Annotated in this window: 17 protein-coding genes; 13 read left to right on the top strand and 4 right to left on the bottom strand. The window is 69.4% G+C overall.

Translation table 11 applies throughout. From position 1 onward, the window contains the following. Window positions 1-2 precede the first annotated feature (2 nt). The 4 genes from ACSION_RS09735 to ACSION_RS09720 all read right to left on the bottom strand — a co-directional run bounded on the left by ACSION_RS09735 (window position 3) and on the right by ACSION_RS09720 (window position 6,187). Window positions 3-3,170 (bottom strand): efflux RND transporter permease subunit, encoded by a 3,168-nt coding sequence (locus tag ACSION_RS09735; protein WP_435306693.1) that lies wholly within the window; start codon window positions 3,168-3,170, stop codon window positions 3-5. Window positions 3,171-3,195: 25 nt separating this feature from the next. Then, window positions 3,196-4,452, bottom strand: a complete 1,257-nt coding sequence (locus ACSION_RS09730; protein WP_435305808.1) for an efflux RND transporter periplasmic adaptor subunit — start codon at window positions 4,450-4,452, stop codon at window positions 3,196-3,198. Next, on the bottom strand, window positions 4,449-5,738 hold the full coding sequence (locus ACSION_RS09725) for a TolC family protein (RefSeq protein WP_435305807.1): 1,290 nt from the start codon (window positions 5,736-5,738) through the stop codon (window positions 4,449-4,451). Before ACSION_RS09725 ends, ACSION_RS09730 begins: the two co-directional genes overlap by 4 nt. Before the next feature lie 62 nt (window positions 5,739-5,800). Next, window positions 5,801-6,187: a hypothetical protein gene (locus ACSION_RS09720; RefSeq protein ID WP_435305806.1), complete on the bottom strand. Its 387-nt coding sequence runs from the start codon at window positions 6,185-6,187 to the stop codon at window positions 5,801-5,803. Between the two features lie 109 nt (window positions 6,188-6,296). Here ACSION_RS09720 and flhB point away from each other — a divergent pair, with 109 nt between their 5' ends. The 13 genes from flhB (at window position 6,297) to ACSION_RS09655 (ending at window position 19,685) form a co-directional block, all read left to right on the top strand. After that, entirely contained in the window at window positions 6,297-7,427 is a 1,131-nt protein-coding gene (flhB, locus tag ACSION_RS09715) for a flagellar biosynthesis protein FlhB (RefSeq protein WP_435305805.1), read from the top strand. Beyond that, window positions 7,424-9,508 carry a flagellar biosynthesis protein FlhA gene (flhA, locus tag ACSION_RS09710; RefSeq protein ID WP_435305804.1) on the top strand — a complete coding sequence of 695 codons (2,085 nt, stop codon included), beginning with the start codon at window positions 7,424-7,426 and terminating at the stop codon, window positions 9,506-9,508. The genes flhB and flhA overlap by 4 nt, the downstream gene beginning before the upstream one ends. Window positions 9,509-9,556: 48 nt before the next feature. Then, window positions 9,557-11,305, top strand: a complete 1,749-nt coding sequence (gene flhF, locus ACSION_RS09705) for a flagellar biosynthesis protein FlhF (protein WP_435305803.1) — start codon at window positions 9,557-9,559, stop codon at window positions 11,303-11,305. Further along, on the top strand, window positions 11,295-12,173 hold the full coding sequence (locus tag ACSION_RS09700) for a MinD/ParA family protein (RefSeq protein WP_081420167.1): 879 nt from the start codon (window positions 11,295-11,297) through the stop codon (window positions 12,171-12,173). The genes flhF and ACSION_RS09700 overlap by 11 nt, the downstream gene beginning before the upstream one ends. Beyond that, the gene (locus tag ACSION_RS09695; RefSeq protein ID WP_093485677.1) at window positions 12,170-12,922 is read left to right on the top strand and encodes an RNA polymerase sigma factor FliA; all 753 of its coding nucleotides are present in this window, start codon (window positions 12,170-12,172) and stop codon (window positions 12,920-12,922) included. Before ACSION_RS09700 ends, ACSION_RS09695 begins: the two co-directional genes overlap by 4 nt. A gap of 117 nt (window positions 12,923-13,039) precedes the next feature. Further along, on the top strand, window positions 13,040-13,420 hold the full coding sequence (gene cheY / locus ACSION_RS09690; RefSeq protein WP_435306692.1) for a chemotaxis response regulator CheY: 381 nt from the start codon (window positions 13,040-13,042) through the stop codon (window positions 13,418-13,420). After that, window positions 13,420-14,031, top strand: coding sequence for a protein phosphatase CheZ (locus tag ACSION_RS09685; protein WP_093485675.1), 612 nt, complete (start codon window positions 13,420-13,422; stop codon window positions 14,029-14,031). The genes cheY and ACSION_RS09685 overlap by 1 nt, the downstream gene beginning before the upstream one ends. Before the next feature lie 34 nt (window positions 14,032-14,065). Next, window positions 14,066-14,200: a hypothetical protein gene (locus ACSION_RS09680; protein ID WP_255412345.1), complete on the top strand. Its 135-nt coding sequence runs from the start codon at window positions 14,066-14,068 to the stop codon at window positions 14,198-14,200. 27 nt (window positions 14,201-14,227) lie between these two features. Further along, window positions 14,228-15,973: a chemotaxis protein CheA gene (locus ACSION_RS09675; RefSeq protein ID WP_435305802.1), complete on the top strand. Its 1,746-nt coding sequence runs from the start codon at window positions 14,228-14,230 to the stop codon at window positions 15,971-15,973. 201 nt (window positions 15,974-16,174) lie between these two features. Beyond that, window positions 16,175-16,915: a flagellar motor protein gene (locus ACSION_RS09670; RefSeq protein ID WP_093485671.1), complete on the top strand. Its 741-nt coding sequence runs from the start codon at window positions 16,175-16,177 to the stop codon at window positions 16,913-16,915. A gap of 12 nt (window positions 16,916-16,927) precedes the next feature. Then, the gene (gene motD / locus ACSION_RS09665; RefSeq protein ID WP_435305801.1) at window positions 16,928-17,890 is read left to right on the top strand and encodes a flagellar motor protein MotD; all 963 of its coding nucleotides are present in this window, start codon (window positions 16,928-16,930) and stop codon (window positions 17,888-17,890) included. After that, window positions 17,890-18,672 carry a ParA family protein gene (locus tag ACSION_RS09660; RefSeq protein ID WP_435305800.1) on the top strand — a complete coding sequence of 261 codons (783 nt, stop codon included), beginning with the start codon at window positions 17,890-17,892 and terminating at the stop codon, window positions 18,670-18,672. Before motD ends, ACSION_RS09660 begins: the two co-directional genes overlap by 1 nt. Then, window positions 18,669-19,685 carry a chemotaxis protein CheW gene (locus ACSION_RS09655; RefSeq protein WP_435305799.1) on the top strand — a complete coding sequence of 339 codons (1,017 nt, stop codon included), beginning with the start codon at window positions 18,669-18,671 and terminating at the stop codon, window positions 19,683-19,685. The genes ACSION_RS09660 and ACSION_RS09655 overlap by 4 nt, the downstream gene beginning before the upstream one ends. Window positions 19,686-19,784: the final 99 nt, after the last annotated feature.

The raw sequence follows: 19,784 nt of genomic DNA, 5'->3' as shown, positions 1-19,784 counted from the left end.
TGTCAGCCGCGCGCTTCCTCGCGGCGATGCCACCATCGGTACAGCACGGGCAGCACCAGCAAGGTCAGGAGCGTGGACGACACGATGCCGCCGATCACCACGGTCGCCAGCGGGCGCTGCACTTCCGAGCCCGCGCCCACGTTCAACGCCATCGGCAGGAAGCCGAGCGAGGCCACCAGCGCGGTCATCAGCACGGGTCGCAAGCGACCCAGCGCGCCGTCGACGACGGCAGTGTCGAGTACCACGCCCTGCTCACGCAGCTTGCGGATGAAGGCGATCATCACCAGGCCATTGAGCACCGCCACCCCCGAGAGCGCGATGAAGCCCACGCCCGCCGAGATCGACAACGGGATGCCGCGCAGCGCCAGCGCCACCACGCCGCCGGTCAGCGCCAGCGGTACGCCGGTGAAGACGATCGCCGCATCCTTCCACGAGCCGAACGCCCAGAACAGCAGCGCGAAGATGATGACCAGGGTGACCGGCACCACCACGCCCAGGCGCTGGCCCGCGGAGATGAGCTGCTCGAAGGTGCCGCCGTAGTCCACCCAGTAGCCGGCGGGCACCTCGATCTCCGCATCGATCCGCTGCTGCAGTTCGGCGACGAAGCCGCCCAGGTCGCGACCGCGCACATTGGCGGTGACCACCACGCGGCGCTTGCCGTTCTCGCGATTCACTTGGTTCGGGCCCAGCGTGGTCGCGATCGTGGCGACCTCGCGCAGCGGCACCGTTCCCGGCGCGCCGGAATCCCAGCCCGGCTTGCGGGTGGACTCGTCCAGGTTGCCATCGCCGCCCAACGGGATCGGCAGGTCGTGCAGTGCGGCGGGGTCCTGTCGCAACGCTTCCGGCAGTCGCACGACGATGTCGAAGCGACGATCGCCCTCGAACAACTGGCCGGCCACTTCGCCGCCTACGGCGGTCGCGACGGTGTGCTGCACATCACCCGGATTAAGGCCGTAACGGATCAGCGCCTGGCGGTCCGGGGTGATCGTCAGCAACGGCAAGCCCGTTGCCTGCTCCAGCCGCACGTCGGCGGCGCCATCCACGGCCTTCGCCACCGCTTCGACCTGTTCGCCGAGCTTGACCAGCGTATCCAGGTCGTCGCCGTAGACCTTGATCGCGACATCCGCGCGTACGCCGGAGATCAGCTCGTTCATGCGCATCTGGATCGGCTGGGTGAACTCGTAGTTGTTGCCCGGGATCTGCTTCACCGCGGTTTCGATCTCGGCCACCAGCGCTGCCTTCGTCTTGCGTGGATCGGGCCATTCGTTGCGCGGCTTGAGCATGACGAAGGTGTCGGCGACCGAGGGCGGCATCGGATCGGTCGCCACCTCCGCGGTGCCGAGCTTGCCGAACACGCGATACACCTCGGGGAACTGTTTGATCCGCGCCTCCAGCGTGGATTGCATGTGCACGGCCTGGTCCAGGCTGGTGCCGGGAATGCGCATCGCGTGCATCGCGATGTCGCCTTCGTCCAGGCTCGGCACGAACTCCGAACCCAGGCGCGTGGCCAGCAGGCCGCACAGCACCACGGTCGCCAACGCGCCGGCGACCACCGGCACGCGCCGGCGCAGCGCCCATGCCAGCGCCGGAGCGTAGGCACGGCGCGCCCACTGCATCAGCCGCGTGTCCTTCTCCTGCACCTTGCCGCGCAGGAACAGCGCGATGGCGGCGGGCACGAACGTCAACGACAGCACCATCGCACCGGTCAGGGCCAACACCACCGTGATCGCCATCGGGTGGAACATCTTCCCCTCCACGCCAGTGAGCGCGAAGATCGGTAGGTAGACCGCGGTGATGATGCCCAGGCCGAACAGGCTGGGCCGGATGACCTCGGCAGTCGCGGACGCCGTCGCATCCAGGCGTTCCTCTTCGGTCAGCGCGCGTCCGAGTGCGTGCTGCAGCTCGCCGAAGCGTCGCAGGCAGTTCTCGATGATGATGACGGCGCCGTCCACGATCAAGCCGAAATCCAGCGCGCCCAGGCTCATCAGGTTGCCGGACACGCCGCCACGGACCATGCCGGTCAGCGTGAACAGCATCGCCAGCGGGATCACCGCCGCGGTGATGAGCGCCGCACGCACGTTGCCCAACAGCAGGAACAACACGGCGATGACCAGCAACGCGCCTTCCACCAGGTTCTTCGCCACGGTGCGGATGGTGCGGTCGACCAGCGAGGTGCGGTCGTACACCGGCACGGCGCGTACGCCGGCCGGCAGGCTGCGGCCCGCTTCGGCCAGGCGCGCCGCGGTGGCCTGCGCGACCTCGCGGCTGTTGGCACCGATCAGCATGAAGGTGGTGCCGAGCACGACTTCGCGGCCGTCCATCGTCGCTGCACCGGTGCGCAACTCCGGACCCTCGCCGACCTGCGCCACGTCGCGCACGCGGATCGGCACGCCGTCGCGCCGGTCGAGCACGATGTCACGGATGCCATCCAGGTCGGCGACCTGTCCGGGCGCGCGCACGAGGAACTGCTGGCCATTGCGCTCGATGTACCCCGCGCCGACGTTCTGGTTGTTGGTGGAGACTGCCGTGACCACGTCGTGCAGGGTGAAACCGAGCGCGACCAGCCGCGCCGGGTCCGGCGTGATGTGGATCTGTCGCGCAAAGCCACCGATGGTGTTCACCTCGGTCACGCCGGGCACGTTGCGCAACTGCGGCCGTACCACCCAGTCCTGCAGCGTGCGCAGGTCGGTGGCGGTGTACGGGGTGCCATCCGCCTTGCGCGCCGCCTCTTCGGCTTCCACCGTGTACATGAAGATCTCGCCCATGCCGGTGGCGATGGGACCCATTTCGGGCTCCAGTCCCTCCGGCAACTGGGACTTCACCTGCTGTATGCGCTCGGCAACCTGCTGGCGCGCGAAATACAGGTCGGCGCCGTCCTTGAACACCACGGTCACCTGCGAGAGTCCGTAGCGCGAGATCGAGCGGGTGTAGTCCAGTCCAGGAAGGCCTGCCAGCACCGTCTCGATCGGGAAGGTCACCCGCTGTTCCGATTCCAGCGGCGAATAGCCGTCCACCTGCGTATTGACCTGCACCTGCACATTGGTGATGTCGGGCGTGACGTCGATCGGCAGCCGGCTGAAACTCCAGCTGCCAACGGCGATCAGTGCGATCGTCAGCGCCAGCATCAGCCAGCGGTGCGCGATGGCGAAGCGCAGGATGCGTTCCAGCATGCCGCGCGGTTCGAAGGGCGTCGGTTCAATGGTCATGCGAGGCCCCCGATTTCTCGATGTCGGCCTTCACCAGGTAGCTCTGCTCCACCACGACCTGGTCGCCCGCCTTGAGGCCCGACAGCACCTCGACGCGCGCGGCATCGCGCTTGCCCAGCTCGACCGGGCGAATTTCGTACGTGTCGCCGACGCGCACGAACACGACGTCCCAGTCGCGGAACGTCTGCAAGGCCGCCACTGGCACGACGAGCGCGGCGGGCTGCTGTTCCACCGTGATCCGCGCCTTCACTGCCGAGCCGGGCCGCCAGAGGCCATCGGCGTTCGCCAGCGTTGCGCGCGCCACCGTGCTCTGACTGGCGGTGGCCGTGCCGGGCAGCACGCGCTCCAGCGTGGTTTGCGCCGTCGCGCCGTCGCTGAGCCGCGTCACCGTCACCGGCACGCCCGGCACGATGTGCTGGGCATCCGCGCCGAAGATGTGCAGATCCACCCAGAGCGACGACAGGTCGGCCACTTCGAACAACGTGGCGCCCTCGCCGGCCACGCCGCCCACGGTGGCGTTGCGCGCCAGCACCACGCCGGAGATCGGCGTGGTCACGGTGTACGTCGTCAGGCTGAGATTGCTCTCGACCGTTGCCAGCGCCTGCCCGGCCTGCACGCGATCACCGACATTGACGGCGAGACGACGGATCGGCCCAGGGAAGCGTGCCGCGATGTTGGCCACGCGCCCTTCCACCGGCGTCAGCAGGCCCTGCACCTCGTGTTCGTCGGCGATCACGCCCGCCTGCGCGGGCGCGACACGGATCCCTGAATCCTCCGCGATCGTCGCGGCAATGGTGGTGCGGCCCTCGTAACTGTCATAGGTCCAGCGCAGCGGCTTGCCATCCACCGTCGCGACCACCTCGACATCGAAGGAATGGGGTTCGCCGACCACGCTCTTCGCCAACAGGCTGCCATCGGCCTGCGGCACGAGCGTGTGGGTTTCGCGCACGTTGCCCAGGCGGACGAGCCGGACTTCGACGGTGCCCGCCGTCGCCGGCAGCGGCTTGCCCTCGCGGTAGAGCCACGCCTGGTAGGTCGGCGGCGTGCCGCTCTCGGCGATGGCGAGTTCGACGGTGACGCCGTCCTGTGCCAGCAACCGGCCGCCATGTTCGCCGCGCGCGGCTTCTTCCGCGCCGTGTTCCTCGCCTTCGTGGCCGTGGCCCTCTTCGGCGTGGTCGTCCTTGCCGCCACAGGCGACCAGCAACAGGGAAAGCGCGAGCGCGCCGATCAGGGGTCGCAGGGTCATGGTGTCGTTCCTTCCGGTGAAGCGGCGGGGGCGGCGACGAACGCCTGTCCGGTGAGCCGCTGGATTTCGATCAGGGCCGCCTGCGCGTCGAGCGCGGCGTCGAGTTGCTGGCGACGCGTCGCCGTGGTTTCGGATTGCAGTTGCGCCCATTCGAGGTAGCTGATGGCGCCCGCGCGATACGCGCGCTCGGCCGCCTGCTCGGCACGCAACAGGCGCGGCAGTACATCGGTGCGTGTGCGCTGCACATCGAGCTGCGCCACCCGGTAACGACCATGCGCGTCGGCCAGGGTCGAGTACAGCGCGATGTCGCGCGATTCGCGCTCGATCTCCAGCGCCGCGAGGTCGGCCTCGGCGGACCGGATCTCCGGCGCGGCGCGGCGCGCACCACCCAACGGCAACGACACGCCGCCGACCAACGCCATGTCGCCGCCGTCCTGCATCCGACGCACGCCCACTTGCCAGTCCACATCGGGTGTTGCCGCAGTGCGCGCAAGACGCACGCGCGCTTCACGCACGCGACGTTCGTCGGCGAACTGGGCCAGCTCCGGCATGCCGTCGAGCAGCGCCGCCAAGTCCGCCGCACTTGCGACGTCGGGCAACGCCAGCGGATCGGCCGGCACGATCTCGAAACGCGGTGCGCGTTCGCCCCACAACGCGGCCAGATGCTGGCGCGCGGCGACCTCCTGCTGCTCTGCGCGCGCCTGCGCGAGTTCGGCGCGTGCCAGGGCGGCCTGCGCGGTCAGCACCACGGACTCCGGCGAAGCGCCCGCCTGCAGCCGGTGACGTGCACCGGCGACGGTCCGCTGGCGCTGCGCGATGTCCTGCAGGGCGATGGTCTTGTGGGCGCGCGCCGCGGCGACAGCCAGATACCGGCGGGCGACGTCCGCCAGCAGGTCCAGTCGCTGCGTTTCGCGCTGCAGGGCCAGCGCATCGATGCGTGCCTGCGCCAGCGTGCGCCGCGCATCCAGCTTGCCGCCACGTTCGAGCACCCCGGCGAGGGTCAGGGTGGCCTCGGCCTGGCGGAAGGCGCGGGCCTCCCCGCTGCCGAGGGCGTTCTCGATCTCCAGCCCCGCGCGCAGGGCCGGCTGCAGTGACGCAGCGTCGTAATCCGCCTGTAGCGCGCCACGGCGGGCATCGAACAAGCGCAGGTCGGGATGGAGACGGGCGACGCGCGCGATGGCGTCGTCGAGCGTGAGGACATCAGGGGGAACAGCGGGCGATGGCGCCTGCGCGTGCACGCACGGCGCGATCGCGAAGGCGGCCAATGCCGCCAGTCGCAACCACATGGGAAATCTCCGGAAAGTCGGTGATGGACGCCGGGCGACGGAACGTCAGCCCGGCACGGGCATCACGCGACGATCGGAGGACGCAGCAGGGAAGTCGGCTGCGGAGAAGGCACCGGCACGGTGTCGGCCATGGGTGCCGCACACGCGGGCGGCATGCCGGGCAGCGCGAGCGGTGCCGGCACGATGGCCGTCAGGTGGCCGCAGCAATGGCTCGCATGCATCAGCGCATGCAGCAGGTCGCCCTCGCCGTCGTCGCCATCGGCATGTCCGTGGGCGGGACCCGCGTCGTCGTGGTCGCTGACCGCATGCAGATGCTCGCCGCCGCTGCCCAGCTCATGCAGGTCGCCCAGCGAGGCCAGCACCGGATTGGCCAGCACCGCCAGCAGCAGCAGCGCCAGCGCCGGCAGGCGAAGCAGGAAGCGGCGTTGGCGGAGGGCGCGGAACAGCATGCCTACATGCTAGCCGCGCGACGCGCCGTTAGACAATTCCACGTCGCCGCCCGCCCGCCGACTGGAACGGGACTTGCAGCCATCGCCCCGACCCCGTCGGAAACACGCCATGTCTGAGCAGGACGAAAGCGGCGAACGCACAGAACTTCCTACCGAAAAACGCCGCCGCGAAGCCCGGGAACAGGGCAACATCCCCCGCTCGCGCGAGCTGGCGACGGCGGCGGTATTCGGGGCGGGCGTGCTGGCGATCACCGCCATGGGGCCTTCCCTCGCCCGCAACACGCTGGGCTGGATGAAGATCGCGCTGACCCCCGATCCCGCCCTGATGCGCCAGCCGGACCAGCTGTTCGGCCACGTCGGCCTGCTGCTGCTCAAGCTGCTGGCGGTCGTCGCACCCGTAGCCGGCATCTGCGTGCTGGCCGGCCTGGCCGCGCCGATCGCGATGAGCGGCTTCCAGTTCTCGCAGAAGGCGCTGATGCCCGACTTCAAGCGGTTGAGTCCGGCGGCCGGGCTCAAGCGCCTGTACGGCGCGGAGAGCGTGGCGGAGCTGTTGAAGTCGCTGCTGCGCGTGGTGCTGATCGGCGGCGCCGCGGCCATCTGCCTGAAGCTGGGCCTGAATCCCCTGCGCGAACTGCTGACGATGCCGCTGGAACAGGCCGTGCGCAGCGGCCTGGGCTTCACCAGCACCCTGCTGCTGGCCACCACCGGCGGTTTGATCCTGCTGGCCGCCCTCGACGCGCCGTACCAGAAGTGGAACTGGCTGCGGAAGCTGAAGATGACCCGCGAAGAGCTGCGCAAGGAAATGAAGGAAAGCGAGGGCAGCCCGGAAGTGAAGGGCCGCATCCGCCAGATGCAGCACCAGCTGTCGCAGCGCCGGATGATGGAAGACGTGCCCACCGCCGACGTGATCGTGGTCAACCCGACCCACTACGCGGTCGCGCTGAAGTACGAGGCCGGCCAGATGGGTGCCCCCCGGGTCGTGGCCAAGGGCGTGGACGAACTGGCCCTGCGGATCCGCGAAGTCGCCGACGCACACCGGATCGCCATCGTGTCGGCGCCGCCTTTGGCACGCGCCTTGTATCGCGAAGGTCAGCTTGGCCGAGAAATCCCCGTGAGACTGTACGCCGCCGTCGCCCAGATCCTGTCCTACGTGTACCAGCTACGTGCCTGGCGCGTGGGCGACGCCCCGCACCCGGACATGCCCGCCGTGGACGTGGATGAGCACGGGGGCAAGGCATGAGCGCACAACCGGCCTCCGGCGGCATGCGCTGGATGGACATGCTGAAGAACGGCCTGGGCGCCCCCCTGGTCGTGCTGGCGTTGCTCGCCATGGTGGTCGTGCCGCTGGCCCCGGCCGTGCTGGATGCGCTTTTCAGCTTCAACATCGCCATCTCGCTGGTGGTGCTGCTGGCCGTGATCTACGTGAAGCGGCCGCTGGATTTCACGATCTTCCCGATCGTCCTGCTGATGACCACGATGCTGCGCCTGGCGCTCAACGTGGCCTCCACCCGCGTGATCCTGCTCAACGGCCAGGACGGCCACGAGGCCGCCGGCAAGGTCATCGCGGCCTTCGGCGAGTTCGTGGTGGGCGGCAACTACGCGGTCGGCATCGTGGTGTTCGCCATCCTGACCATCATCAACTTCGTCGTCATCACCAAGGGTGCCGGCCGCATCGCCGAGGTCTCGGCACGCTTCATCCTGGACGCGATGCCCGGCAAGCAGATGGCCATCGACGCCGACCTCAACGCGGGCATCCTGACCCGCGAGGAAGCCAAGGCCCGCCGCGAGGAAGTCCGTGCGGAAGCCGACTTCTACGGCTCGATGGACGGCGCCAACAAGTTCATCCGCGGCGATGCCATCGCCGGCATCCTGATCCTCTTCATCAACCTGATCGGCGGGTTCGCCGTAGGCATGTTCCAGCACGGCATGCCGGCGGCGGATGCGGCCTCGACCTACACGCTGCTGTCGATCGGCGACGGCCTGGTCGCGCAGCTGCCCGCCCTGCTGGTCTCCTCGGCCGTGGCGATGCTTGTCACCCGCGCCTCGCGCTCGGAGGACATGGGCCAGGCCGTGATGGGCCAGGCCTTCGGCCAGCACAAGGCGCTGGCGGTGGCCGCCGGCGTGCTGGGCCTGGTCGGCCTGGTGCCCGGCATGCCCAACGTCGCCTTTTTGACGCTGGCCGCCGTGCTCGGCTACCTGGCCTGGAAGATGTGGAAGCGCACCCAGGAAGGCCCCGAGGCCGCCGGCGGCGATGTCGCCGCCCTGCCCGCGCCGGGTGCGCCCGACCGCAACGCCGAGCTGACCTGGGACGAACTGCGCCCGGTCGATCCGCTGGGCCTGGAAGTCGGCTACCGGCTGATTCCGCTGGTCGACAAGAACCAGGGCGGCGAACTGATGTCCCGCATCAAGGCGGTGCGCCGGAAGCTGACCCAGGACCTCGGCTTCCTGATCCCGCCGGTGCACATCCGCGACAACCTGGAACTGCCGTCCAACGGGTACCGCCTGCTGGTGCACGGCGTGCCGGTCGCCACTGCGGAGATCCACCCCGATCGCGAGCTGGCCCTGGACCCGGGCGGCGCGTTCGGCGCCATCGACGGCATTCCCGGCAAGGATCCGGCGTTCGGCCTGGATGCGGTCTGGATCCAGGCGCACCAGAAGGCCACGGCCGAATCGCTGGGCTACACCGTGGTCGATCCGGCCACCGTCATGGCCACCCATCTTTCGCACCTGGTGCGCGAACACGCCCCGGAACTGCTCGGCCACGAGGAAGTGCAGCAGCTGCTGTCCCAGCTCGGCCGCAACGCGCCGAAGCTGGTCGAGGACCTCACGCCCAAGGCGCTGCCCCTGGCCACCGTGGTGCGCGTGCTGCAGAACCTGCTGATCGAACGCGTGCCGATCCGCCAGCTGCGTCGCATCGTCGAGGCGCTGGTCGAGTTCGCGCCGCAGAACACCGATCCGGCCGCGCTCACGGCCGCCGTACGCACCTCGCTGGGGCGCTTCATCGTGCAGGAGATCTCCGGCATGACCCCTGAGCTGCCCGTCTACACCTTGGCGCCGAATCTGGAACGCGTCTTGCAGGACAGCACCCAGGGAACCGGCGCGGCGCTGGAACCGGGACTGGCGGAACGCCTGCACCAGAGCCTCGCCGACGTGGTGACCAAGCAGGAAGCCCGCAGCGAGCCTGCGGTGGTGCTGGTACCGGGAACGGTCCGTGCCGCCCTCGCCCGCCTGGTCCGCCACAGCGTCCCCTCGCTGTCGGTGCTGGCCTACAGCGAGGTTCCCGAAGACAAGCGGTTGAAGCTGGTCGGCACGATCAGCTGATACCGGGAGCAGCAGAACCCGACGCGACACCGAACCGGATAGCACGCCATGAAAATCAAACGCTTCGTCGCTCCCGACATGCGCACCGCCTTCGCCCTGGTCCGCCAGGAACACGGCCCGGATGCGGTGATCCTGTCCAATCGCGTCACCGAGGACGGCGTGGAAATCGTCGCCGCCAGCAATTACGACGAAGCGCTGGTGAAGCACACCCTGGACGCGATGCGCCCGGCCAACGCCACCGCGCCGCTGCATCCGCTGCTCGATCCGGCCGCACCGAACCGCACCACGAACACCGACGCGCATGCCGCGGCACCCGCGCCGAGCGCACCGGTCCTGTCGCCCGCCGAAGCCGCCGCCAGCTACTTCGCGCGACGCCAGACGGCACAGGCACCGGCCGCACAGGCAACCGCCGTGCGCACTGAAACCCCGGTCGTCGCGCCGCGCACGCCCGCGGCACCCCTCGCCGCCACGCCGGTCGCGGCTGCCAACGAAGCGCCGCCGCGCTTCACGCCCAGCCAGCCGCTGCGCGAGATCGCGCCGCAGCTGATCGAACCCGAATCCTTCGCCTCCAAACTGGCCGCCTGCCTGCCGGCACCGCCCGCCAACGAACCGGGACCGGCCATCGCCCCGACCAACGACGCCATCGCCGAGCCCGTCACCGCGCCGCGTGCGCGTACCGCCGTGCGCGCGGACGTCGATGACACCCTGGACCTGGATACCCTGCTGCCGTCGATCGCACCGCCGGTCTCGCTGCCGGAACCGGCCCCCGCGCCGAAGGTGGCCAGCTTGCCGGCCGCACGCACGACCACGGCGACCGCCATCCCCGCCCCCTCCGCCGTCACCGTGCCGACGCTGACCGTCGTGACCGACGAGACGGCCGATGCCCGCGAAAGCGACGAACAACTGGTGCACATGCGCGGCGAGCTGGCCGCGATGCGCGAAATGATCGAACGCGAGATGCACCGCCTCACCGACGAGCGCCTGCGCGGTTCGCCGGTGCGCATGCAGGCGATGGAACTGATGGAGGACTACGGCTTCGACGCCGGCATCACCCGCGACATCGCCCTGCAGATTCCTGCCGACACCGAAGCCCATCGCGGCCGCGGCCTGATGCTGGGCCTGTTGTCGAAGAAGTTGCCCGTCACCGAGATCGACCCGCTGGAAGCGGGCGGCGTGATCGCGCTCGTCGGCCCCACCGGCGCCGGCAAGACGACCACCATCGCCAAGCTGGCGGCCTGCTTCGCGCAGCGCCACAACGCGCGCGACGTCGCGCTGGTCACCACCGACACCGTGCGTGTCGGCGGTCGCGAGCAGCTGCACGGCTACGGCCGCCAGCTCGGCATCGCGGTCCACGAAGCCGACAGCGCGCAGAGCCTGGCGCTGGTGCTGGAACGCCTGCGCGACTACAAGCTGGTGCTGATCGACACCGCCGGCCTGGGCCAGCGCGACCGCAACCTCGTCGGCCAGCTCAACTGGCTGCGCGCCTCCGGCCAGGTGCAGACCCTGCTCTGCCTGCCGGCCAACTCCCATTTCTCCGACCTGGACGAAGTCGTCCGCCGCTTCAGCACCGTGCAGCCGCAAGGCGTGGTGCTGACCAAGCTCGACGAAACCGGTCGCCTGGGCTCCGCGCTGTCGGTGGTCGTGGACCACCAGTTGCCGATGGCCTGGGTGACCGACGGCCAGCGCGTGCCCGACGACCTCCACCGCGCCAACAGCGCCCACCTCGTGCTGCGGCTGGACCAGCTGCGCCGCGAAGCCGACGAACCCTGCTCGACCGAGGCCACCCATGTCGCCTGACCACCTGCTGCAGACCAATCCGCGCAGCACCCCGCCGATCCCGTCCGCGTTCCATCCGGTGCGCGTCATCGCCATCACCGGCGGCAAGGGCGGCGTGGGCAAGACCAACGTCTCCGTGAACCTGGCGATCTCGCTGGCCGAGATGGGCAAGCGCACGCTGCTGATGGACGCCGACCTGGGCCTGGCCAACGTGGACGTGCTGCTCGGCCTGTCGCCGAAGTTCACCCTGGCCGATCTCGTCGCCGGCCGCTGCCAGCTCGAGGACGTGCTGCTGGAAGGCCCTGAAGGCCTGATGGTGGTGCCGGCTTCGTCGGGTTTCCGCCACATGGCCGAACTGACGCCGGCCGAACACGTCGGCCTGGTCAACGTGTTCTCCGAACTGCAGCGCGCCCTCGACGTCATGGTGGTCGACACCGCCGCCGGTATCACCGACAGCGTGCTGACCTTCTGCCAGGCCGCGCAGGACACCGTCGTGGTGGTCTGCGACGAACCGGCCTCGATCACCGACGCCTACGCGCTGATCAAGGTGCTGGCGCGCGAGCGCGGCCTGGACCGCGTGCACGTCATCGCCAACATGGTCCGCGATCCCAACGAGGGCCGGAAGCTGTACGAGAAGCTGGCCCGCGTCTGCGAACGCTTCCTCGGCGACGTCGCCCTGCACTACCTGGGCGCCGTGCCGCAGGACGACTGGCTGCGCCGCGCCGTGCAGCGCCAGCAGGCCGTCGTGAAGGCCTACCCGGGCAGCCCGTCCGCACGCGCCATCACCGACATCGCCCGCGTCGCCGCCCGCTGGCAGCCGCCGCAGGGTGCCCGCGGCAACGTGGAGTTCTTCGTCGAACGCCTGATCCAGCGCGGGGTGGCCGCATGAACACCGCCGCCGCCCAGTACCGCGCCGTCCAGCGCAGTGCCGCCACCGACTGCGTCACCCAGCATGCCGACCTCGTGCGCCGCATCGCCCACCACCTGGCGGCACGCCTGCCGGCCAGCGTGGAAATCGACGACCTGATCCAGGCCGGCATGATCGGCCTGATCGAAGCCTCGCGCAGTTACGACGCCGAACAGGGCGCTTCGTTCGAAACGTATGCCTCGATCCGCATCCGCGGTTCGATGATCGACGAGATCCGCCGCGGCGACTGGGTGCCCCGCTCGGTGCACCGTCGTGCGCGCCAGGCCGCCGCCACCGTGCGCGAGATCGAACAGCGCACCGGCCGCGCCGCCATCGCCACCGAAGTCGCTTCGGCGATGGAGATGCCGCTGCCGGAATACCTGCGCCTGATGGAAGACGCCGCGCGCGGCCAGGTGTTGAGCCTGGAATCGCATATCGACGACCACGGCGAGCCGAACACCGCGCGTACCGGCGGCCCGTCGCCGCAGCAGAACCTGGAGCGCAGCGAATTCCGCCAGCAACTGGTCAAGGCCATCGGCCACCTGCCGGAACGCGAGCAGCTCGTCCTCTCGATGTACTACGAGAAGGAACTCAACCTGAAGGAGATCGGCGCGGTGCTCGGGGTCAGCGAGTCGCGGGTCTGCCAGATCCACGGCCAGGCCATGGTCCGCCTGCGCGGCCGCCTGCAGGTCTTCGAGAAGGCCGACGCCGGCCTGGAAACGGACGACTGAAGAATCCCCGCGGCCTGCCGATAAAGCTCCGGTAGGCCGCCGCGTGCAGCCCCTGCCCTGCCCTCGCCCCTCACCGGGCACGCTTTACTGGAGTTCGATGTGACCGCCAACAAGAACATGCGCATCCTGATCGTGGACGACTTCTCCACCATGCGCCGCATCATCAAGAACCTGCTCAACGACCTCGGCTACACCAATACCGCCGAGGCCGAAGACGGCAACAGCGCGCTGACGGCGCTGTCGCAGGGCAGCTTCGAATTCGTGGTCACCGACTGGAACATGCCCGGCATGACCGGCATCGAGCTGCTGAAGGCGATCCGCGCCGACGAGCGCTTCAAGACGCTCCCCGTGCTGATGGTCACCGCCGAAGCCAAGCGCGAGCAGATCATCGAAGCCGCGCAGAACGGCGTGAACGGCTACATCATCAAGCCGTTCACCGCGCAGACCCTGGAAGAGAAGCTCGGCAAGATCTTCGAACGCCTGGGAGCAGCCGCCTGATGAACGCCGTCGCCGACGTCACCGGTGCGCGCGCCGCGCTGGTGGAACGGCTGCAGCACGCGCTCGACGCCCTGGAACAGGGCGACGAAGCTGGCTGGCGCCGTGAACTGGACACCATCGCCGCCTGGCGCACGCAGCCGATGATGCAGGGCCTGGGTCGCCTCGCCCGCGAGCTGGCACAGACCCTGGGCGAGCTTCCGCCAACCGATGCGGGCGAACTCGACGACGCCTGCTCGCGCCTGGACCACGTGGTCGAGATGACCGAACAGGCCAGCCACAAGACGCTGGACCTGGCCGAACAGTGCCGCGGCTACGCCACCCAGCTGAAGGGCACCGCCCTGTCGGCCGAACAGGCCGCCTTGGTGGACAGCATCGGCAAGGGCCTGTCGGAAATGGCGCTGGCGCAGAGCTACCAGGACCTCACCGGCCAGATCATCCGCCGTGTCGCCGGCATCGTCCGCCGCGTGCACGAGGGCTTCGGTGCGCTCGGCCTGCCGCCGCCGGAGAAGAAAGAGACTTCAGAACTCGCCGGTCCGGCCGTTGCTGGTCTAGACCGCAACGCGTTCTCGCAGGACGACGCCGACGACCTGCTCTCCGGCCTGGGCCTGTAGCCCACGCCGGGCGCTGCGGAACCGGAGACCTGCCATGCGCCACCGTTCCGTCCATCGTCATCCGCTCCTCCTGCTGTTCGTCGGGCTGCTGCTGGCCTGCGACGTGATCGCCCGGCGCCTGACCGCGCGCCGCGCCGCGTCGCCGCGCCTGGTCCACCCCGCCCGCTGATCGACCGCTTCCGGTAACCGCCCGTCCATGTCCGCCGTCACGCCCGAAATCGCCGCCGACTTCCTGATCGAAGCGCAGGAAATCCTCGATCGCCTGGGCGAACAGTTGGTCACGCTGGAACAAGACCCGTCCGACAGCGAACAATTGAATGCCGTGTTCCGCGGTTTCCACACGCTCAAGGGCGGCGCCGGCTTCCTCGGCATCCAGGCGATGGTCAACCTCTGCCACGCGGCGGAAGAAACCCTCGGCCTGGTCCGCGCCGGCCAGGCCGCGCTGGAACCGCATCATTTCGACGCCGCCCAGCAGTCGCTGGATTATCTGCAGCAGATGCTGGACGCAATCGGCGCAGGCGAAGAACCGCCGCACGCGCCGCAGGCGCTGATCGACCAGTTCGACGTGCACGGCAGCGCACCGGCGGCCGCCCCTGCTGCCGCGACGTCGACCGCGCCGGCCGCTGGCGATCTGATCAGCGACGACGAATTCGAAGCGCTGCTCGACCAGTTGCACGGCGATGCCGCGCCCACCCAGGTAGCCGCCGCAGCGCCTGCGCCGACACCGCGCCCCGCACCGGCCGCGCCCAAGCCCGCACCGGCCGCCAAGCCGGCGGCGAAGGCCGGCGGCGAAGCGGAACAGACCATTCGCGTGGACACCAAGCGGCTGGATGCGATCGTCAACCTGGTCGGCGAACTGGTGCTTTCGCGCAATCGCCTGAAGACCCTGCGCGCCCGCATCCGCGACGAAGAACTCGACCGCGCGGTCAGCAGCCTCGATATCGCCACGGCGCGCCTGCAGAACGCGGTGATGCGCACGCGCATGCAGCCTGTCGGCAAGGTGTTCTCGCGCTTCCCCAAGGTGGCGCGCGACGTCGCCCGCCAACTGCAGAAGGAAGTCGACCTGGAACTGGTCGGCGCCGACACCGAGCTTGATCGCAACCTGGTCGAAGCCCTGGCCGATCCGCTGGTGCACCTGGTGCGCAACGCCATCGACCACGGCATCGAAGTGCCGTCGCTGCGCGATGCCAGCGGCAAGCCGCGCCAGGGCCACGTACGCCTGTCGGCGCAGCAGGAAGGCGATTTCGTCACCATCGAGATCCGCGACGACGGCGCCGGCATCGATCCCGAACGCCTGCGCGTCAAGGCGCTGGAGAAGGGCCTGATCGATCCCGAGGCCGCCGCGCGCCTGTCGCACGACGAATGCCTGCAGCTGATTTTCCTGCCCGGCTTCTCGACCAAGGCCGAGGTGACCGACATCTCCGGCCGTGGCGTGGGCATGGACGTGGTGCAGTCGCGCATCCGCGAACTGAGCGGGCAGATCACCATCCATTCCGACGTGGGCCGCGGCAGCCGCTTCGTCATCCGCGTGCCGTTGACGCTGGCGATCCTGCCGACGCTGCTGGTGCAGGCCGGCGAGCCTGTCTACGCCCTGCCGCTGGCACGGGTCATGGAAGTGCTGCACGCGCCCGCCGCCAGCCTGCGCTGGTTCGACGGCCGCGCCGTGCTCGACCGCCAATCGCACACGCTGCCACTGGTCGACCTGCGCGACTGGCTGCAGGTGGAACCCACCGCCGCACCGCTGCTCACCATCGTGGTGCTGCAGATGGGCGACCAGCGCTTCGGCCTGGTCGTCGACCAGGTCCGCGGTCGCGAGGAAGTGGTCATCAAGCCGCTGCCGCGCGCCGTGCGCGGCCTGCCCGGCTACGCCGGCGCCACCCTGATCGGCGACGGCCGCATGGCCCTGATCCTGGACGTGGACGGCCTGCGCGCGACCGCATAGCGCGGCAGGCTGTCGTGGGAGCGACGTAAGTCGCGATGACCGCGAGGCGCGGTGCGGGCGAATCCAGATGCCTGAAGGAAAGAACTCGCGACTTACGTCGCTCCCACGTGAGAGATCGGTGTGTGATCCCGGTCGCGACTTACGTCGCTCCTACAAGAAGCCCAGCTCAAGTCCACCTGAATCGGGCCGATAGATCGTTACATGGACATCTTCAGCCTCATCGGACTCCTGCTCGCGCTCGTCGCGCTGGTCGGTGGCAGCATCCTGAAGGGTGCGGGCCTATCGTCGCTGTGGTCGTCGGCCGCGTTCGTCATCGTGATCCTCGGCACCCTCGCCGCGATCCTGGTGCACACGCCGCCGCCGGTGTTCAAGCGCGCCGTCGCCATCGTGCGCTGGGTGATCCGCCCGCCGGGCAACGACGGTGAGGCACTGATCGCCGAGATCGTCGACTGGAGCAACATCGCGCGCAAGCAGGGGCTGCTGGGCCTGGAGCCGCTGGTCAACCAGCAGGACGATCCCTTCCTGAAGAAGGGCCTGCAGATGCTGGTGGACGGCGTGGAGCCGGAATCGATCCGGCACATGATGGAAATCGACCTCAACGGCCAGGAGCACCAGGACCTCGCCGCTGCGAAAGTGTTCGAAGCCATGGGCATCTACGCGCCCACGCTGGGCATCATCGGCGCCGTGTTCGGCCTGATCGCCGTGATGAAGAACCTCGCCGACCCCAGCAAGCTGGGCCACGGCATCGCCGCCGCGTTCACCGCGACGATCTACGGCATCGCCTCGGCCAACCTGTTCTTCCTGCCCATCGCGAGCAAGCTCAAGAGCGTCATCGGCGGGCGCAGCCGCGAGCAGGAAATGATCATCGAAGGCCTGATCGCCATCGCGCAGGGCGAGAACCCGCGCAACATCGAGGCCAAGCTGGCCGGCTTCCTGCACTGAGCCGGCGCGACCATGGCACGCCGGCACAAGCACGAGGAACACGCCAATCATGAGGCCTGGGCGATCCCCTACGCCGACCTCATGACCCTGCTGCTCGCCTTCTTCGTGGTGATGTACGCCATCTCCACGATCAACGAGGGCAAGTACCGGGTGATGGCCGACGCGCTGACAGCTGCATTCGGCGGCGCTCCACGCACGATCAACCCGGTCCAGGTGGGCAACCACCAGTTGCAGGGCGCCGACTTCGACCGTCCTTCACCGATCAAGTCCGGTGCCAAGCAAGGCCCGTCGGCCCCTTCGCCGTCGCCCAACGTCACCCTGCTGGCGGCGATGGCCTCGCAGATGAACCTGGCGCTGGACGCCAAGGGCCTGCAGAGCGCCCAGGGCGAGCTGAAGCGCATCGCCGACGACCTCGAGCGCGCATTGGCGCCGCTGATCGACGAGAAGCTGGTCACCATCAAGCGCTCCTCCTTGTGGCTGGAAGTGCAGATCAACAGCGACATCCTGTTCGCCACCGGCTCCGCGACGCTCGACCCGCAGGCGCAGGAGACCGTCGGCAAGCTGGGCGCGGTGCTGGCCGATGTGCCGAACTCGGTCCGCGTGGAGGGTTACACCGACGACCGGCCGATCCGGACCTCGCAGTTCCCCTCCAACTGGGAACTGTCGTCCTCGCGCGCGGCCAGCGTGGTGCACCTGTTCGTCCGCGACGGAATCCCGCCGGAGCGGCTGGCGATGATCGGCTACGGCGAGTTCCGCCCCATCGCCGACAACGCGACGATCGAGGGCCGCAACGCCAACCGCCGCGTATTGCTGATCATCCTGGCGAGCCCCAGTGCTCCGGCACCGGAATTGCATGCTCAGCAGGAAGCCGTCGCCCCGCCGTCAGTGATCTCGCTGCCGCCGTTGCCGACGCACGCCGCGACGCCCATGCCCGGAGCGCCGCCGGCGCCCCAGGTCCATGAAGGAGTCCAGTGATGCGCGTGTGGGCGATCGCCAACCAGAAAGGCGGTGTTGGCAAGACGACCACCACCCTCGCCCTCGGGCGCGGGCTGGCGATGCGCGGCTATCGCGTGCTGCTGGTGGACCTGGATCCTCATGCATCGCTGACGCGTGCGTTCGGCGTGCCCGCCGATCCGCAGCCGGCCGGCGTGCTGGACTTGTTCGACGAGAATCCGCCCGAGCTGGCGCGCCTGGCGCGCGCCACCGAGATCGAGAACCTCGCCTTCGTCGCCGCGCAGACGCCGCTGGCCACGCTGGAGCGCCGCAGCGCCACCCAGCCCGGCCTGGGCCTGGCGTTGTCGAATGCGCTGACGCGCGGCGGCACCGCGTACGACTACGTGCTGTTCGATTGCCCGCCCACGCTCGGCCTGCTGATGGTCAACGCGCTGGCCGCGGCGGACCACGTCATCATTCCTACCCAGACCGAACCGCTGGCGTTGCACGGCCTGAAGGGCATGTGCCGCACCAGCGAGATGATCGAACGCTCGCGCCGCCGCGCGCTGCCGGTGTCGATCCTGCCCACGCTGCACGACAAGCGCACGCGCACCGGCGCCGACACGTTGAAAGCCATGCAGGAGACCCACGGTGAGTCGGTCTGGAACGATGCCATCCCCAACGACACCCGCATCTGCAGTGTCGAAGCGCTGACGCATTCCGCGCCGGCCGCGCAGTATCCCGGCCGCGGCCTGTCCGCCTACCGTCGCGCGCTGGACTGGCTGCTGCTGACCGAGGCGCGCGCCACGGAGCAGGCGGCATGACGACGCCCGCCGTCCTCGACGATTACCTGCAGGACCTGCTCGGCGATGTCGGCATTGCGCCGGCACCGTTGGCGGAAGCGCCGCCCGCCGTCGTCGTCGAACCCCCGTCCGCGCCCGTGGCCGAGGCGAAGGTGGTCGAGGCGCCGGTTATCGCGCCTGACGTTCCTGCCGCACCTCCGTCGGCACCGGTCCTGGCAGTCGCACCCGTCCGTGCCGGCGCAGAAGCCGATCTGATCACCGACGACGAATTCGAAGCCCTGCTCGACCAGTTGCATGGCGATGGCGTCCCGCAGGCGCCAGCCGCACCCGCTGCGACGCCCGTGCAAACGGCGGCCCCTGCGCTGGCCATCGCGCCGTCGCGCGCACCGGCGGGCGAGGCGATTTCCGACGACGAGTTCGAAGCCCTGCTCGATGCGTTGCATGGGGATGCCGCACCCACGGCCCGCGCCCCGTCGCCGGCGCCCGTCGCGGAGCCACCGTCGGCACCCGCTGTACCCGTGGCACCTGCGATGCCGCGCGCCTTGCCGCCGCTCCCTACCCACCCGTACCTGCAGACGCCGGTCGACACCGGCCAACGCCGCCGGGCGACCGAACGCAAGACGCGCTGGCTACGCCTGCGCTGCGACCAGCAGCACTACGCGCTGGAGTTGCTAAAGGTGCAGGAAGTCGTGCTGCCCGCCATCCTGTTGCCGCTACGCGGCGCCGCACCGCACATGCTCGGCGTGATGAACCTGCGCGGCCAGGTGGTGCCGGTGATCGACCTCGGCCTGTACCTCGGCCGACGCGCGATCGAACCCGACGCGACCACCCGCATCGTGGTGCTCGAGGAGCACGGCGAGATCCTCGGCCTGCGCGTCAGCGCGGTGGAGGACGTGGCCAACCTCAGCGACCACCAGATCGAATCCCCGGACAACGCCCGCGTGGGCCGTATCGCCAACCCGCTGTTCCGCGGCGTGGCGCGGCTCAATGAACGCGCGGTGATCCTGCTGGACGCCTCGCAGCTGCTGACCTGACCCATGCACCGCACCCCGCGACAGTCCGACGCGCGTCACACATTCACGTGCACCTCTAAAGAGCCATCGGCCCGCGCCGATACCTGCTCTAGAGCCGCC

The organism is Pseudoxanthomonas sp. LjRoot125 (assembly GCF_964252705.1).
In the GTDB taxonomy this organism is placed as follows: domain Bacteria; phylum Pseudomonadota; class Gammaproteobacteria; order Xanthomonadales; family Xanthomonadaceae; genus Pseudoxanthomonas_A.
The sequence above is the reverse complement of the archived record's forward strand: the minus strand, read 5'-3'. Positions and strand labels throughout refer to the sequence as shown.

Coding starts and splice junctions, on each gene's coding strand:
- ACSION_RS09660 (WP_435305800.1), top strand. CDS start 17,890: ATGCGCGTGTGGGCGATCGCCAACCAGAAAGGCGGTGTTGGCAAGACG.
- ACSION_RS09680 (WP_255412345.1), top strand. CDS start 14,066: ATGCGCCACCGTTCCGTCCATCGTCATCCGCTCCTCCTGCTGTTCGTC.
- ACSION_RS09675 (WP_435305802.1), top strand. CDS start 14,228: ATGTCCGCCGTCACGCCCGAAATCGCCGCCGACTTCCTGATCGAAGCG.
- ACSION_RS09720 (WP_435305806.1), bottom strand. CDS start 6,187: ATGCTGTTCCGCGCCCTCCGCCAACGCCGCTTCCTGCTTCGCCTGCCG.
- ACSION_RS09730 (WP_435305808.1), bottom strand. CDS start 4,452: ATGACCCTGCGACCCCTGATCGGCGCGCTCGCGCTTTCCCTGTTGCTG.
- ACSION_RS09700 (WP_081420167.1), top strand. CDS start 11,295: ATGTCGCCTGACCACCTGCTGCAGACCAATCCGCGCAGCACCCCGCCG.
- flhF (WP_435305803.1), top strand. CDS start 9,557: ATGAAAATCAAACGCTTCGTCGCTCCCGACATGCGCACCGCCTTCGCC.
- ACSION_RS09655 (WP_435305799.1), top strand. CDS start 18,669: ATGACGACGCCCGCCGTCCTCGACGATTACCTGCAGGACCTGCTCGGC.
- ACSION_RS09685 (WP_093485675.1), top strand. CDS start 13,420: ATGAACGCCGTCGCCGACGTCACCGGTGCGCGCGCCGCGCTGGTGGAA.
- flhA (WP_435305804.1), top strand. CDS start 7,424: ATGAGCGCACAACCGGCCTCCGGCGGCATGCGCTGGATGGACATGCTG.
- flhB (WP_435305805.1), top strand. CDS start 6,297: ATGTCTGAGCAGGACGAAAGCGGCGAACGCACAGAACTTCCTACCGAA.
- ACSION_RS09735 (WP_435306693.1), bottom strand. CDS start 3,170: ATGCTGGAACGCATCCTGCGCTTCGCCATCGCGCACCGCTGGCTGATG.
- motD (WP_435305801.1), top strand. CDS start 16,928: ATGGCACGCCGGCACAAGCACGAGGAACACGCCAATCATGAGGCCTGG.
- ACSION_RS09725 (WP_435305807.1), bottom strand. CDS start 5,738: ATGTGGTTGCGACTGGCGGCATTGGCCGCCTTCGCGATCGCGCCGTGC.
- cheY (WP_435306692.1), top strand. CDS start 13,040: ATGCGCATCCTGATCGTGGACGACTTCTCCACCATGCGCCGCATCATC.
- ACSION_RS09670 (WP_093485671.1), top strand. CDS start 16,175: ATGGACATCTTCAGCCTCATCGGACTCCTGCTCGCGCTCGTCGCGCTG.
- ACSION_RS09695 (WP_093485677.1), top strand. CDS start 12,170: ATGAACACCGCCGCCGCCCAGTACCGCGCCGTCCAGCGCAGTGCCGCC.